This window comes from Herbaspirillum sp. meg3, from assembly GCF_002257565.1.
In the GTDB taxonomy this organism is placed as follows: domain Bacteria; phylum Pseudomonadota; class Gammaproteobacteria; order Burkholderiales; family Burkholderiaceae_D; genus Herbaspirillum.
The window spans coordinates 2,293,686-2,308,002 of sequence record NZ_CP022736.1; the positions used below are offsets into that span (position 1 = coordinate 2,293,686).

The 14,317-nt window shown below is 54.1% G+C and carries 14 protein-coding genes and 3 tRNA genes; 13 read left to right on the forward strand and 4 right to left on the reverse strand.

All coding sequences use genetic code 11. From position 1 onward, the window contains the following. The first annotated feature begins 145 nt into the window (after positions 1-145). Both hmeg3_RS10410 and hmeg3_RS10415 read left to right on the forward strand, forming a co-directional pair. Positions 146-361: a hypothetical protein gene (locus tag hmeg3_RS10410; RefSeq protein WP_094563661.1), complete on the forward strand. Its 216-nt coding sequence runs from the start codon at positions 146-148 to the stop codon at positions 359-361. A gap of 205 nt (positions 362-566) precedes the next feature. Continuing rightward, positions 567-908 (forward strand): hypothetical protein, encoded by a 342-nt coding sequence (locus hmeg3_RS10415; protein WP_094563662.1) that lies wholly within the window; start codon positions 567-569, stop codon positions 906-908. A 108-nt stretch (positions 909-1,016) separates the two neighbouring features. Here hmeg3_RS10415 and hpnC read toward each other — a convergent pair whose 3' ends face one another. Then, the gene (hpnC, locus tag hmeg3_RS10420; protein ID WP_094563663.1) at positions 1,017-1,826 is read right to left on the reverse strand and encodes a squalene synthase HpnC; all 810 of its coding nucleotides are present in this window, start codon (positions 1,824-1,826) and stop codon (positions 1,017-1,019) included. A 430-nt stretch (positions 1,827-2,256) separates the two neighbouring features. Between hpnC and hmeg3_RS10425 the strand changes: the two genes are divergently transcribed. The 11 genes from hmeg3_RS10425 (at position 2,257) to hmeg3_RS10475 (ending at position 11,908) form a co-directional block, all read left to right on the forward strand. Then, positions 2,257-2,343 (forward strand) — tRNA-Leu (locus tag hmeg3_RS10425). A 115-nt stretch (positions 2,344-2,458) separates the two neighbouring features. Continuing rightward, a complete protein-coding gene (locus hmeg3_RS10430) occupies positions 2,459-2,656 on the forward strand; it encodes a DUF1653 domain-containing protein (protein WP_094563664.1) in 198 nt (65 codons plus the stop codon). 159 nt (positions 2,657-2,815) lie between these two features. Then, positions 2,816-3,235 carry a CreA family protein gene (locus hmeg3_RS10435; protein ID WP_369828883.1) on the forward strand — a complete coding sequence of 140 codons (420 nt, stop codon included), beginning with the start codon at positions 2,816-2,818 and terminating at the stop codon, positions 3,233-3,235. Positions 3,236-3,238: 3 nt separating this feature from the next. Beyond that, complete coding sequence (locus hmeg3_RS10440) at positions 3,239-4,582, forward strand: amidase (RefSeq protein WP_094563666.1); 1,344 nt, start codon at positions 3,239-3,241, stop codon at positions 4,580-4,582. Between the two features lie 208 nt (positions 4,583-4,790). After that, a complete protein-coding gene (tig, locus tag hmeg3_RS10445; RefSeq protein ID WP_094563667.1) occupies positions 4,791-6,137 on the forward strand; it encodes a trigger factor in 1,347 nt (448 codons plus the stop codon). 53 nt (positions 6,138-6,190) lie between these two features. Then, positions 6,191-6,817 (forward strand): ATP-dependent Clp endopeptidase proteolytic subunit ClpP, encoded by a 627-nt coding sequence (gene clpP, locus hmeg3_RS10450; protein ID WP_050476999.1) that lies wholly within the window; start codon positions 6,191-6,193, stop codon positions 6,815-6,817. 323 nt (positions 6,818-7,140) lie between these two features. After that, the gene (gene clpX, locus hmeg3_RS10455; RefSeq protein ID WP_050476998.1) at positions 7,141-8,406 is read left to right on the forward strand and encodes an ATP-dependent Clp protease ATP-binding subunit ClpX; all 1,266 of its coding nucleotides are present in this window, start codon (positions 7,141-7,143) and stop codon (positions 8,404-8,406) included. Positions 8,407-8,715: 309 nt separating this feature from the next. After that, complete coding sequence (gene lon, locus hmeg3_RS10460) at positions 8,716-11,124, forward strand: endopeptidase La (RefSeq protein ID WP_094563668.1); 2,409 nt, start codon at positions 8,716-8,718, stop codon at positions 11,122-11,124. 283 nt (positions 11,125-11,407) lie between these two features. Then, a complete protein-coding gene (locus hmeg3_RS10465) occupies positions 11,408-11,680 on the forward strand; it encodes an HU family DNA-binding protein (protein ID WP_094563669.1) in 273 nt (90 codons plus the stop codon). A 49-nt stretch (positions 11,681-11,729) separates the two neighbouring features. After that, positions 11,730-11,805 (forward strand) — tRNA-Val (locus tag hmeg3_RS10470). Positions 11,806-11,831: 26 nt separating this feature from the next. Continuing rightward, positions 11,832-11,908: transfer RNA gene (locus hmeg3_RS10475), tRNA-Asp, on the forward strand. A 321-nt stretch (positions 11,909-12,229) separates the two neighbouring features. On the opposite strand, the gene hmeg3_RS10480 is transcribed toward hmeg3_RS10475, so the two are convergent. The 3 genes from hmeg3_RS10480 to hmeg3_RS10490 all read right to left on the reverse strand — a co-directional run bounded on the left by hmeg3_RS10480 (position 12,230) and on the right by hmeg3_RS10490 (position 14,241). After that, positions 12,230-12,730, reverse strand: a complete 501-nt coding sequence (locus hmeg3_RS10480) for a spore coat U domain-containing protein (RefSeq protein WP_094563670.1) — start codon at positions 12,728-12,730, stop codon at positions 12,230-12,232. Positions 12,731-13,017: 287 nt separating this feature from the next. After that, complete coding sequence (locus hmeg3_RS10485) at positions 13,018-13,518, reverse strand: spore coat U domain-containing protein (RefSeq protein ID WP_094563671.1); 501 nt, start codon at positions 13,516-13,518, stop codon at positions 13,018-13,020. A gap of 225 nt (positions 13,519-13,743) precedes the next feature. Next, on the reverse strand, positions 13,744-14,241 hold the full coding sequence (locus hmeg3_RS10490) for a spore coat U domain-containing protein (RefSeq protein WP_094563672.1): 498 nt from the start codon (positions 14,239-14,241) through the stop codon (positions 13,744-13,746). Between the last annotated feature and the right edge of the window lie 76 nt (positions 14,242-14,317).

Here is a 14,317-nt window from a genome sequence, read left to right on the forward strand (position 1 = left end):
GCGCTCATTTCCATTCTTTCTCATTCTCTTGTAAATATATTTGCAGGAGGCGATAGACTTGCAAGGTGCGGGGCGCATACACTGCGCCGTTCCGCCGTGGTGCGAGCAATTGAGTAGATTAAGAATCAAGAAGAGGGAGTGTCAAATGACTTACGAAGAATATCTGGATGAAGTGACCACGCTGATTGCCGAGCTGTATGACGTCAATGACGCCGATGCGATCAAGATGGTGGTGAAGGCGCAGTCTGAGGAATTTTTCGTCAAGCACGATGATTTCGAAGCGATGCGTACGCAAGAGCGCGCATTGCTGGATGCTAAAACGATTTATAAGCAAAGCAAAAGAAAGACACCAAAACGCTGAATCGCCTGAGATGAAAATCGACCTTGACGCAAGGTCGCTAACATTCAGTTGCAAATCGCGAGAACCATTGTGAATTTCTGATCTCTACTAATACATGCCCGTCGCAAAGCCTTTATGGGAGCGGTGTCCGGCGATGTCTGACAGACATCGCGCCATTTCTCTCCCGGCGATGGATTTATTGAAAAATGTAGAAGGAGATTTACACATGAAGACACGTCAACTCGTTATTACAGCCGCACTGCTCGCCATGACCGGCGGCGCCATGGCACAACAAAGCACGACAGATGTGCCTGCATCGCCCGGCATGGTTGCTCCTGCTTCGACGGCTAACGGCGTATCCAGCGACCCGTATGTGCAGAAGCGTCAATCGGACGCTGACGCCAAGGCCGACTACAAGGCGCAGAAGAAGGCTGTAAAGGAGCAAGCGAAGGCAGACAAGAAGGCCGCAAAGAAGGAGCTGAAGGCAGAAAAGAAGGAATCGACTGCCGAGCGTAATGCGCAGCTGGCGCAGCCTCAGCCCAAGAGCGATCTGAACAAGGGCCAGTAATCTAAGGCCTGCATTCTCGTTGCGTCAGGTCGATGACGAAAAAGCCTCTTCATTGAAGAGGCTTTTTTTCGTCTTGTGATCGTCCGATTGTCGCCTTGATGCGCGACGTCACATGACAATGGCGCGCCACAAAATCACGCACCAGTCTGTCTTTCCCAGTTTCGGCCGGTGTCTGAACACATCACCCTCCGATTGTTCCAGGCGCTCCAGAATACGCAAGCCGCCTTGCACAACCATCCTTAATTCCCAACCTATTCGTCCCGGCAAGCGACGCGCCAGCGGCGCCGCAGCCAGCATCATGGCGCGCGCACGATTGATTTCAAACTGCATCAGCGCACGCCAGGCCTGGTTGTTGGTAGCGCCTGCGATATCTTGTTCGCTGACGCTAAAGCGTTGCAGATCTTCCGCTGGAAGATAGATACGTTCTTTTTCCCAGTCGATAGCAACGTCCTGCCAAAAATTAATCAGCTGTAGCGATGAGCAGATAGTGTCCGAGTCGCGCACGTTCTCTGGCGTTGCTGCTTTGTAGAGGTGCAGCATGAGCAAACCCACAGGGTTGGCGGACCGGCGGCAATAATCGAGCAAGCTATCGAAGTCTTGATAGCGCTTGGTCACGACATCTTGCTTGAAGGCCGAAAGCAAGTCGCGAAAAGGCGTCAGAGGAAGTCGGTACTGATGAATAACGTCTGCCAGTGTCTGAAACATCGGATCAGTGAGTGTGGCCCCGGCTTCGATCTTGTCGAGTTGCCGTTCATACGCGGTCAGTGCAGCGAGTCGTTGCGCCGGTTTGGCGTCGCCTTCATCGGCGATATCGTCAGCACTGCGCGCGAAAGCATAGATGGCTTTGACGGCGGGACGCAGGTGCGCCGGCAGAAGAATCGAAGCAACGGGAAAATTTTCGTAATGGTCAACAGCCATGCAAACGGACATCCAGTGAAAGTGGTTGAGGGCAGGCGGAGCGAAGAATGCAATTCAATGCAGTGTAGTGCGGAGCGAAGTGGACGCAGGGTGTTTGCTGAACCCTGCGCCTGGCCGCCAGCCTTTTCTGTCCCGAATAGTAATGGAAAAATCTGTTTGCGCCGATTTCTGAAGAGCATGCGGCCGCTAAGCGTCTTAGCACCGATTTTGCGCGGAAGGCGTGGCGGCCATAAAAGTCGTTGCAGGATGCGGGAGGCGGGAAGTGGGCGCGGAAAAAATGCATTCTGACCCTATAAAAACGCAGACAGCCCGCCAAGCTTGCAGTAGAATAGCGGGCTGCAATAAAAATGCTACCTCATTGACAGGGCTTGGTTTTCCGGCAAATACGCTGAAAAGTTCCAATGCAGTCCGGTCGGTGATGCACCTTTCAGCGAGGGTGGCGAAATTGGTAGACGCACCAGGTTTAGGTCCTGACGCCAGCAATGGTGTAGGGGTTCGAGTCCCCTCCCTCGCACCAACATTCCCTTTGTTATTGATGTTGTTATATTCGCCCGGCAAGAATGCGCTGACTTCGGTCGCATGTTCTTCCGGGCGTTTTCATTTTCATTCTTCCATTTTCTGTTGAGGTTTACATGCGCTATCAACATTACAAAGGCGGTATTTATGAATATCTCCACGATGCTACGCTGGAGTCGGATCTGACGCCGATGGTTGTCTATCGTGCTGCCAACGGCACGGTCTGGATTCGTCCGAAAGAGGTATTCCACGAGATCATCGAAGTCGACGGCAAGCGTGTGCCGCGTTTTTCGCTGATGGACGAGGCCGGTTGATTCTCGCAAATCTGGCAATTCTTCGATGAGGCTGACGTGCAGCCTCTGTTAATGTCATGGCTTCGTTGATTTCTTCTTCAGGTAGGAAACCTTATGCATAACGTATTGAAACTGGCCGTAGCCGTGTCGTTGGTATCTCTGTCCGCAACCTTGCCCGTGATGGCCCAGGAACTCGGCGACGTCAGCACAGCTTTCCGCTGGCTGGGGAAAAATGACCGTATTGCCGTTGAGGCCTACGACGACCCGAAAGTTGTAGGGGTGACTTGTTATGTCTCGCGCGCGCGCACCGGCGGCGTGAAGGGTACGGTCGGTCTGGCTGAAGACAAGGCGGAAGCTTCTATCGCCTGCCGCCAGGTTGCGGCGACGGTGACGTTTAAGGGTACCGTGCCGCAGCAGGAAGATGTCTTTTCCGAGCGGATGTCCATCCTGTTCAAGCGTTTGCACATCGTGCGGCTCGTCGATGTTAAACGCAACACCTTGGTATATTTGACGTATTCCGACAAGCTGATCGACGGTAGTCCGATGAATGCAATTACCGCAGTTCCTGTCGCGGCATCCACTCCTATCCCGGTGAAATAAATAATGAAGACTATCAGAGCACTCGCTGCAGAATTGCAGTCTGGGCAGACAACGAGCGTCAAATTGGTAGAGCAGGCGCTGGAGCGTATCGCTTCGTATCGCGGGCAGGGCGGTGCGGCTTATATCAGTGTCGACACTGATCGGGCGTTGGCTGCGGCGCGCGCCAGCGATGCCGCGCGTGCTGCCGGCAACGTGCCTTCGTTGTTGGCCGGTTTGCCGGTCTCGATCAAGGATTTGTTTGACGTGCAAGGTGAAGTGACTGCAGCCGGTTCGAAAGCACTCGCTAGCAAGCCGGCCGCAAAAAATGATGCGTCTGCAGTGGCGCATCTGCGGCATGCGGGCGCGATTTTGCTCGGTCGTACCAATATGAGCGAGTTTGCCTTCTCCGGTCTCGGCCTGAATCCGCACTACGGTACGCCGCGCAATCCTTTGGATGTGGAGCGGGTGAGTGGTGGTTCGACTTCCGGCGGCGCCGTGACCGTAGCGCTGGACATGGCTGTAGCGGCGTTGGGTACGGATACCGGCGGCTCGATCCGTATCCCTTCCGCGTTTTGCGGATTGACCGGCTTCAAGCCAACAGCAGATCGTGTGAGTTTGCAGGGGGCGGTACCGTTGTCGACCACGTTGGACTCTGCCGGGCCCCTGTCGCGCAGCGTGGATTGCTGTGCCATCGTCGATGCCATTTTGTCCGGCGAAAATCTTGAAACGGATGCCGTGCCCCTTGCAGGCCTGCGATTCGGTGTAACCGATGATTTTGTCGGTGATGGCATGGACGCCACCGTGCGCGCTGCTTTTGATGCGGCGTTGTCGCGCTTGCAAAGCGCAGGTGCGTTGATTCAACGCTTTTCATTTCCTGAACTGAAAGAATTGCCGCTGATCAATGCTGGCGGTGGTTTCAGTGCAGCAGAGTCGTGGGCATGGCATCGCAAGCTACTGGAAAGCTCTGCGGATCAGTACGATCAGCGTGTGGCGGTGCGCATCCGTCGTGGCGCTCAGCAGACTGCGGCCGATTATATTGATCTTCTTGAGGCGCGTCGGCGCATCATTGCGCAGGCCGCGCGTCGCTTGTCGGTATTCGATGCATGGTTGATGCCGACCGTCCCGGTGGTGCCGCCAATGGTGCAAGCTTTGCAAGACAATGATGAAACTTTCTTTGCCACCAACGGCCTGGTATTGCGCAATCCGAGTGTGATCAATTTTCTGGACGGCTGTGCATTGAACTTGCCGTGCCCGTCCGAAGGAGGATTGCCGGTCGGCATCAGCATTTGCGGCCAGTATGGCAACGACGCACGCGTGCTGGCAATCGGCCGCACTGTGGAAGCAGTTTTGTCCGGCAAGCAGAGCTGACGGATAGCGCTCACAGGCAGCGCTGGTACAAGGTTTGCCAACCGCCACGGTCGTTTTTATTAACAGAACCGGGGCGTTTTGGCGCAACGGCATCTTTTCCGTATAAAATAGCGGACTTTAGCGCGGCCGGGCAGGGCAAAAGGCATGGTTTTTATGCTTGTTCTTTCCGGGCCGCACCACGGAATTTATTAATTTTTGGACGATTCACATGGCAACTGCAGTCGAAACTCTGAGCAAACTTGAGCGCCGTATTACCCTGACATTCCCACTGGCCGACGTGCAGGCTGAAGTTGAAAAACGCCTGAAAGTGCGCGCTCGCACTGCCAAGGCGCCAGGCTTCCGCCCAGGCAAAGTGCCAATGAAGATGGTTGCCGCTCAGTTCGGCTATCAAGTCGAAACCGAAGTGCTGAACGATAAAGTCGGCCGCGCATTCAACGACATCGCAGTCGAAAACAACCTGCGCGTTGCCGGTTATCCAAAGATCGAACCAAAGACAAGCGAAGGCGTGGCTGAAGGTTCGTTGGCATTCGACGCAACATTCGAAGTCTACCCAGAAGTCGCGATCGGCGATTTGTCCTCGGCGGAAGTCGAGAAGACGACATCGGCTGTTTCCGACACTGAAATCGACAAGACACTGGACATCCTCCGCAAGCAACGCGTGCACTACCACGTCAAGGGCGAGCAGGGCGCGCACGGCGACGGCGGTGAGCCAGTTGCACAAAACGGCGATCGCGCTACGGTCGACTTCGTCGGCAAGATCGACGGCGTTGAATTCCAAGGCGGCAAGGCTGATGCATTTCCGTTCGTGCTGGGCGAAGGCCGTATGTTGCCTGAGTTCGAAGCAGCGACAATCGGTTTGAAGGTTGGCGAATCCAAGGTTTTCCCGCTGGCATTCCCAGCTGATTACCACGGCAAGGACGTGGCAGGCAAAACTGCAGAATTCACCATCACCCTGAAGAAGCTGGAATGGGCGCACCTGCCGGAAGTCGATGCAGAATTCGCCAAGTCGCTGGGTATCGAAGACGGCGACCTGACCAAGATGCGCGAAGATATCAAGCGCAATCTGGAACGAGAAGTCAGCGCCCGCACCAAGGCAAAGACCAAAGACAGCGTCATGGACGCCCTGATCAAGGTCAGCGAACTGGAAGTGCCGAAGGCATTGGTTGAGCAAGACATCGAGCGCCTGGTTGAAATGGCGCATCAGGACATGGCGCAACGCGGCATGGATCCTAAGGGCATGCAACTGCCACGCGAACTGTTCGCGGCACAAGCAGAACGTCGCGTCCGTCTGGGCCTGATCCTGGCTGAAGTCGTCAAGACCAACAAGCTGGAAGCTACTGAAGAACAAGTCAAGGCGCAAGTCGAAGACTTCGCACAAAGCTACGAAGACCCGCAACAAGTCCTGAAGTACTACTTCAGCGATCGTCGCCGTCTGGCTGAAGTCGAAGCTCTTGTTTTGGAAGAAAACGTCGTCAACTACGTGTTGGGTAAATCCAAAGTCTCCGAGAAATCGGTCGCGTTCGACGCGTTGATGGGCAATCAGCCGCAAGCGTAATTCGACCTTCTCGGGTAACATCAGAGAAGACTACTACGCATAAGGAAATGCACATGACAGGTTTCATCAAGCAGTCTGCACTGGATACAGAGATGCTCGGCATGGTCCCGATGGTGATCGAGCAGAGCGGTCGCGGCGAGCGTGCGTATGATATTTATTCGCGCTTGCTGAAAGAACGCATCATTTTCCTGGTTGGTCCGGTCAATGATGCGACCGCCAACCTGGTGGTGGCGCAATTGCTGTTCCTGGAAAGCGAAAATCCTGACAAGGATATTTCGCTGTACATCAACTCACCGGGCGGCTCGGTTTCGGCCGGCATGGCGATTTTCGACACGATGCAATTCATTAAGCCGGATGTTTCCACGCTGTGTACCGGTCTGGCTGCCTCGATGGGCGCTTTCCTGCTGGCCGCTGGCGCCAAAGGCAAGCGTTTCTCACTGCCGAACTCGCGCATCATGATTCACCAGCCTCTGGGCGGTGCGCAAGGTCAGGCATCGGACATCGAAATCCAGGCGCGCGAAATTCTGTATCTGCGTGAACGCCTGAACGCCATCCTGGCTGAGAAGACCGGTCGTACGATCGATCAAATCGGCAAGGATACCGATCGCGACAACTTCATGTCGGCGGCGGCTGCTGCTGAATATGGTCTGATCGATCAGGTATTGGAAAAACGCGCATAACAAGTAACAGGCAGGCAGTGTTGAGCGGGCGGTCTCCGTCTTCTCTTACGTCGCTTGGTTATTGTGTTTTCAGCAAATGCCCGAACTTCGGTTCGGGCATTTTCTTTTTGCACTGCATCAATGCAACTACTGTAAAAAACGGTCAATATCGCCCGTCAATGCCTCGATTAAGGCCTGATTTCCATCTTATTGCTTTTTTTGTTTGCGATCCCATATGGAGTAGGCTAGAACCTGTTTTTACTGGCGCGCAAATATGGCGATTCCGTGACGAATCATGAAATCGCAGGTATGATCAAGCCGAACTCTATTCACATTTGCCCTATATGTCCGAGAAAAAATCTTCCAGTGGCGAAAAGCTGCTTTATTGCTCGTTTTGCGGCAAAAGTCAGCATGAAGTCAAAAAACTGATCGCAGGTCCGTCGGTCTTTATTTGCGACGAATGTATCGATCTGTGCAATGACATCATTCGCGACGAAGCTTCCAGCGTTGAGTCGGTTGCCGGTGCCAAATCGGATCTGCCGACGCCGCAAGAAATTTCCGAATTGCTTGATCAGTATGTGATCGGCCAGCAGACTGCCAAGCGCATTCTGTCGGTTGCCGTGTACAACCACTACAAGCGTCTGAAGCATCTCGGCAAGAAGGACGACGTCGAGCTCGCCAAGAGCAACATCCTGCTGGTCGGTCCAACCGGTTCCGGCAAGACCTTGCTGGCCCAGACACTCGCACGCATGCTGAACGTACCCTTCGTGATCGCCGACGCGACCACGCTGACCGAAGCCGGCTATGTCGGTGAAGACGTCGAGAACATCATTCAGAAGCTGCTGCAGAACTGCAATTACGAAGTCGAAAAGGCCCAGAAGGGCATCGTCTACATCGATGAAATCGACAAGATCTCGCGCAAGTCCGACAATCCGTCGATCACTCGTGACGTCTCCGGCGAAGGTGTACAACAAGCCTTGCTGAAGTTGATCGAAGGTACGATGGCTTCGGTGCCGCCACAAGGCGGTCGCAAGCATCCTAACCAGGACTTTGTGCAGATCGACACCACCAACATCATGTTCATCTGCGGCGGCGCATTTGACGGTTTGACGAAAATTATTTCCGAACGCTCGGAAAAGAGCGGCATCGGTTTCGGCGCCAGCGTCAAGAGTCAGACTCAGAAGACCGCCAGCGAAGTGCTGTTGCACGCTGAGCCGGACGATCTGGTCAAGTTCGGCCTGATTCCCGAACTGGTCGGCCGTCTGCCTGTGATCGCAGCGCTGAACGAATTGAATGAAGAAGCACTGATCCAGATCTTGCTGGAGCCGAAGAATGCGCTGATCAAGCAATATTCCAAGCTGCTGCAAATGGAAGGCGCGGAGCTGGAGATTCGTCCTGCCGCTCTGCAAGCCATCGCCAAGAAGGCGCTGGCGCGCAAGACCGGTGCGCGCGGTCTGCGCTCCATCCTTGAACATGCGCTGCTGGACGTGATGTACGAGCTGCCAAGCCAGCAAAATGTCGCCAAGGTGGTCATCGATGAAAACACCATCACCAACGGCGCCAAGCCTTTGCTGATCTACCACGAACAGCCCAAGGTTTCGGGCGGCTGATCATAGGCGGAAGCCATCCGGGAGCTAAAAATACCGGATGGAATCTGTTTGAACTAAAAGCGGTACAATAAACCGCGAACTTCACTTCGGCTTCCATCGTAAAGCCACCCGAGGGCGACTTCGTGTGTGGCTTTTTTTGTTTGTGAAATTGTTGTTATTTTTGTCACTTATTTTGTCACTTTATTAACCGCAGTTTTTACCTTGCCAAGCGCATTACTCCAAAAAGTTGTCGTGTTTTTATTCAGTTTGGGCTTGTGTTTTAGCAGCTCGCGCCAACATCACTAACAGTAACTTTTGATAAGGCTCGCCATGACGACTTCTACTCTCACAGAACAAACGCAATTGCCTCTGTTGCCGTTGCGGGATGTTGTTGTCTTCCCGCATATGGTGATCCCTTTATTCGTCGGTCGTCCAAAGTCGATCAAGGCTTTGGAAGCTGCAATGGAGCAGGGCAAGAGCATCATGCTTGCCGCCCAGAAAGCCGCCGCCAAGGATGAGCCATCGGCAGACGATATCTATGAAATCGGCTGCGTCGCCAATATCCTGCAAATGCTGAAATTGCCTGATGGCACTGTCAAAGTGCTGGTCGAAGGCGCACAGCGCGCGCGCATCCATCACATCAGCGAACTGGATACCCATTTCGTTGCCGATTTGACACCGGTTGAATCTGAGCTGGGCGACGAAGCTGAAGTCGAGGCCATGCGTCGCACCATCGTTCAGCAGTTCGACCAGTACGTCAAACTGAACAAAAAGATTCCGCCAGAGATCCTGAGCTCGTTGGCAGGCATCGATGATGCCGGCCGTCTGGCTGACACGATCGCTGCCCATTTGCCGCTCAAGCTTGAGCAAAAACAAGTCATCCTGGAAATCTTCAACGTCGCCAAGCGCCACGAGCATCTGCTCGGCCAACTGGAAGGCGAACTGGACATCCTGCAGGTTGAAAAGCGCATCCGTGGCCGCGTCAAGCGCCAAATGGAAAAATCGCAGCGCGAGTACTACCTGAACGAACAGGTCAAGGCCATCCAGAAGGAACTGGGCGAAGGCGAAGACGGCGCCGATCTGGAAGAGCTGGAGAAGAAGATCCTCTCTGCCAAGATGCCGAAGGAAGCGTTGGAAAAGGCGCAGTCCGAACTGAAGAAGCTCAAACTGATGTCGCCGATGTCCGCGGAAGCGACGGTCGTGCGTAACTACATCGACACCTTGGTCGGTTTGCCTTGGAAGAAAAAATCCAAGGTCAATAACGATCTGCCAAATGCTGAAAAAGTCCTTGAAGGCGACCATTACGGCCTCGACAAGGTCAAAGAACGCATTTTGGAATACCTCGCCGTGCAACAACGCGTCGACAAGCTGAAAGCGCCGATTCTGTGCTTCGTTGGTCCTCCAGGTGTGGGTAAGACTTCGCTGGGCCAGTCGATCGCCCGTGCGACGAACCGCAAGTTCGTCCGTATGGCTCTGGGTGGTGTACGTGACGAGGCGGAGATCCGCGGTCACCGTCGTACTTACATTGGCTCCATGCCCGGCAAGATTTTGCAAAGCTTGGCCAAGGTTGGTGTGCGTAATCCACTGTTCCTGCTGGATGAGATCGACAAGCTCGGTATGGACTTCCGCGGCGATCCATCGTCCGCGTTGCTGGAAGTGCTGGATCCGGAACAGAACCACACATTCTCGGATCACTACATCGAAGTCGACTTCGATTTGTCGGACGTGATGTTTGTGGCGACGTCGAACTCTTTCAATATTCCGCCGGCGCTGCTGGATCGGATGGAAGTGATTCGCTTGTCAGGTTATACCGAAGACGAAAAGACCAGCATCGCGCAACGTTATTTGCTGCCGAAACAGATCAAGAACAACGGTCTGAAAGAAGGCGAAATCAGCGTGGCTGAATCGGCGATCCGCGACATCATTCGCTACTACACCCGTGAAGCCGGCGTACGTTCGCTGGAACGCGAAGTGTCCAAGATCTGCCGCAAAGTCGTGAAGATGCTGCTGTTGAAGAAACAGGAAAAGAAGGTCACTGTCACCTCGCGCAATCTGGATAAATTCCTTGGCGTGCGGCGTTTCGATTTCGGCATCGCCGAAAAAGAAAATCAGGTCGGCCAGGTGGTTGGTTTGGCATGGACAGAAGTGGGCGGCGATCTGCTGACCATCGAAGCCGTGACAATGCCAGGCAAGGGCGGCGTGATTCGCACCGGTACCTTGGGCGATGTGATGAAGGAATCGATCGAAGCAGCACGCACGGTTGTGCGTAGCCGCGCGGACAAGCTCGGCATCAAGAGCGATGTGTTCGAAAAACGTGACATCCATATTCACGTCCCTGAAGGCGCCACCCCGAAGGATGGTCCTTCGGCAGGTATTGCGATGACGACGGCAATGGTATCGGTCTTTACCGGTATTCCAGTGCGTGCTGACGTTGCGATGACCGGTGAGATTACCCTGCGTGGCGAGGTTTTGCCAATCGGCGGCTTGAAGGAAAAACTGCTGGCAGCGCATCGCGGCGGTATCAAGACGGTTCTGATCCCTGAGCAAAATGTCAAGGATCTGACCGAGATTCCCGACAACGTGAAAAACAAGTTGGAAATCGTGCCGGTACGTTGGATCGACAAGGTGCTGGAAATTGCTCTGGAGCGTCAGCCCACCCCTTTGGTTGAAGACGAAGCGGTTGTCGCAGCGGTGACACCCAAAGAAGAATCGACAGATCCCAGCGTCGTGAAGCATTGATGAGCTTATTGCCCGACAAGTCTCAGGATTGGTCGGGCAAGATAAAAAAGCGCTCTTCGGGGCGCTTTTTTTATGCTGTTGGCAAAAAAATAAAACGTTTTACGTATTTGCTAAAAGGGACATTTCGGGCAGTTTGATTTGGCTGTAAACCGCTTGACACAAGGGTTTGCGGCTTGTTTAATACCTTCTGCAGATTTTTCTGCATTGCGTGTGATGAGCGTCTTGCGTCATTCACAGAGGAAGACGCCGTTGCGAAATCCAATCTTTGTCTAAAGGGGCGTAAGTGAACAAAACCGAATTGATCGATCACATTGCCAAGTCTGCGGATATTTCCAAAGCCGCGTCGGCGCGTGCGCTGGATGCTGTCATTGGCGCAGTAAAAACCACACTGAAAAAGAACGGCAGCGTTACGCTGGTAGGTTTCGGCACATTTTCCGTCGGCAAGCGCGCGGCTCGTACAGGTCGAAATCCACGCACCGGTGCAGCGATTAAAATCAAGGCAGCGAAGGTACCTAAATTTAAACCTGGCAAAGCTTTGAAAGATGCGCTAAACTAGCGGTCTTTCGTCATTGACAGATGGCGAGTGATTGTTTGAGCTTAGGTGCGGGTGCTTAGCTCAGTTGGTAGAGCAGCGCCCTTACAAGGCGCGGGTCGGGAGTTCGAGCCTCTCAGCACCCACCAGAACTCAAACGGTCTGCATTAGTTTAGGAGTGGTAGTTCAGTTGGTTAGAATACCGGCCTGTCACGCCGGGGGTCGCGGGTTCGAGCCCCGTCCACTCCGCCAAAATACAAAAACCTGCTTAGGAAACTGAGCAGGTTTTTTTGTTTGTATTTTTACTTATGCCCGATAGGGCATGTTCATTCTCGGAGCGGCGATAGCCGCTTGTCCGGTTCTCGGCGGAGTTCGAAGGGATGCGCTTGCAAGTGCGTCGGCGGCCTCACATAAGTCGTTGGGCCTTCTGTCCATTTAAATCAAATTACAAAAGCTGATCGACGTTCGCCGTTTCTATGGACATCGTCAGCGTCGCGTTTCACCAGGGTATTGAACCGCCTGCGCCTCGAAGCCATCGGATTTCTGATTCCGCAGGAACATCAATCACGCAACTTAGTAAGTCAGGGTAACCGTCACTGTGTCGGTATAGACACCGGCCAGAGGAGTCTGGCTGCCGGCAATACGACCATAGACGGTGAGGTTCTGGATCAGGCCGTTGCCGGTGCCGGCTTGTGTATCGGTACCGATAGTCGAACCCCAGTTATTGGTGTAACCGGAATCGCGATACAGCGCGTAATTCAGTGTGCCGCCCAGCGAACCGCTCAGTTTGCGGACTGTGGTGGTAGCGCCGGTGCCGGCACCGGCATCCAGGCCGATAGTGTAAGAAGTGCCGTTGGTGCACAGAACAGCTACGTTACCTGTTTGATCAACTTGCGAGCTGGTGTAGTTGCCGAAGGCGATGGTCGAACCAACCACGGTGCAGGATGCCAGCACGGTTGCTGTATTGATCAGCGAACCCGTTGCTGTGGAAGACGCAAAGACCGGAGCGCTGGAAGCCAGCAGGATAGCGGCGGTTGCGACACTGATAACGCGGTTTTTGTTGGATGTGAGCATGGCGATTTCTCCTGGATGACCGTTTTTGTATCCTCGTCCCATTACGAGGATTTCCAATTCGGTGGGCACAGGTGAACTTTATATTTCTGATGCCTTCGCCAGAATCAGGAGATTCCTCAATGTGATGTTATTTGCTTAAGGAATTTCCCTAGACAGGCAAAAACAGACGCGTGATTGCAGCCGGATTGGCCGTGGGGTGAGGATATTGGCAGCGATTGCTACCCGATTTCGAGAGGGGGATGTTGGAGTGAAGCGCGTCAGTATGAGGCAATAGGCGACAGTAAGCCTTAGTAGGTGAGTGTAATGGTCACCGTGTCGGTATAAGTGCCCGTTTGTGGTGTTTGCCCACTAGGGATCCGGCCATAGACGGTTAAATTTTGTACGATGCCGTTGCCATTGCCGGCTTGTGTATCGGTACCGATAGTCGATCCCCAATTGCTGGTGCGTGCTGCGTCCCGATACAAGGTGTAGTTCAACGTGCCTCCCGAAGAGCCTGTCAGCTTGCGCACCGCGGTCGTGGCACCGGTACCGGCTCCAGCGTCCAGTCCGATCGAATAAGAAATGCCGTTGGTGCACACCACTGCAATGGTGCCGCTTTGATCGACCTGCGTTGATGAGTAGGTGCCGAATGCAATGGCCGAACCGACAATCGTGCAGGTGGCGAGCACAGCCGCCGACGAATTCACGCCGCTGGTGCTATTGGCATGCGCGGCCATGTGCATACCCGCCGTTGCGATGGTGATAGCCGCAGCGGCGCAACAAATGCGATGTTTTCGTACAAAGAACATTGTTCTCTCCTTACCCCGACCCTGCGTTTTGGTCTTATGAACAGTATCCATACAGCGGCGGGTACAAGCGAACTTCTGGTGAGCCTGAGGTAATACTTAACGGCTTCTCAAGGAGCAGGAAGAGCAGATGCCGGTGGCAGTCGCCTGGATCTTTTCTACCCGCAAGACCGGCATCATTGAGCTGCTGTAAAGGCAAAAGCGGGCTCAGTCGATACCGGAAGGAAACTAGTAGGTCAGTGTGACGGTCACTGTGTCCGTATAGACGCCGGCCAGTGGAGTTTGGCTGGCTGCAATACGGCCGTAGACGGTCAGGTTCTGAACCAGGCCGTTGCCGGTACCTGCTTGCGTATCGGTGCCGATGGTCGAGCCCCAGTTATTGGTGCGGCCGGAATCACGATACAGTGCGTAATTCAATGTGCCGCCGAGCGAGCCGGTCAGTTTGCGGACAGTGGTCGTGGCGCCGGTGCCGGCACCTGCATCCAGACCGATGGTGTAAGAAGTGCCGTTGGTGCACAGAACCGCAACGTTGCCGGTTTGGTCAACTTGCGAGCTGGTGTAGTTGCCGAAGGCGATGGTCGAACCAACCACCGTGCAAGATGCCAGCACGGTTGCGGTGACGACCAGCGAACCGCTCGACGTAGCAGCGAAAGCCGGCGCGCCGGAAACCAGCATGGCAGCAGCGAGGGTGGCACAGACAACACGATTTTTTTTGATGGTGAACATAGCAATCTCTCCTGGATTCGGTGGTTCTGTTTCTTGTCCCATTACAAGAATGTCGAACTCGCCGGGTACAGGTGAA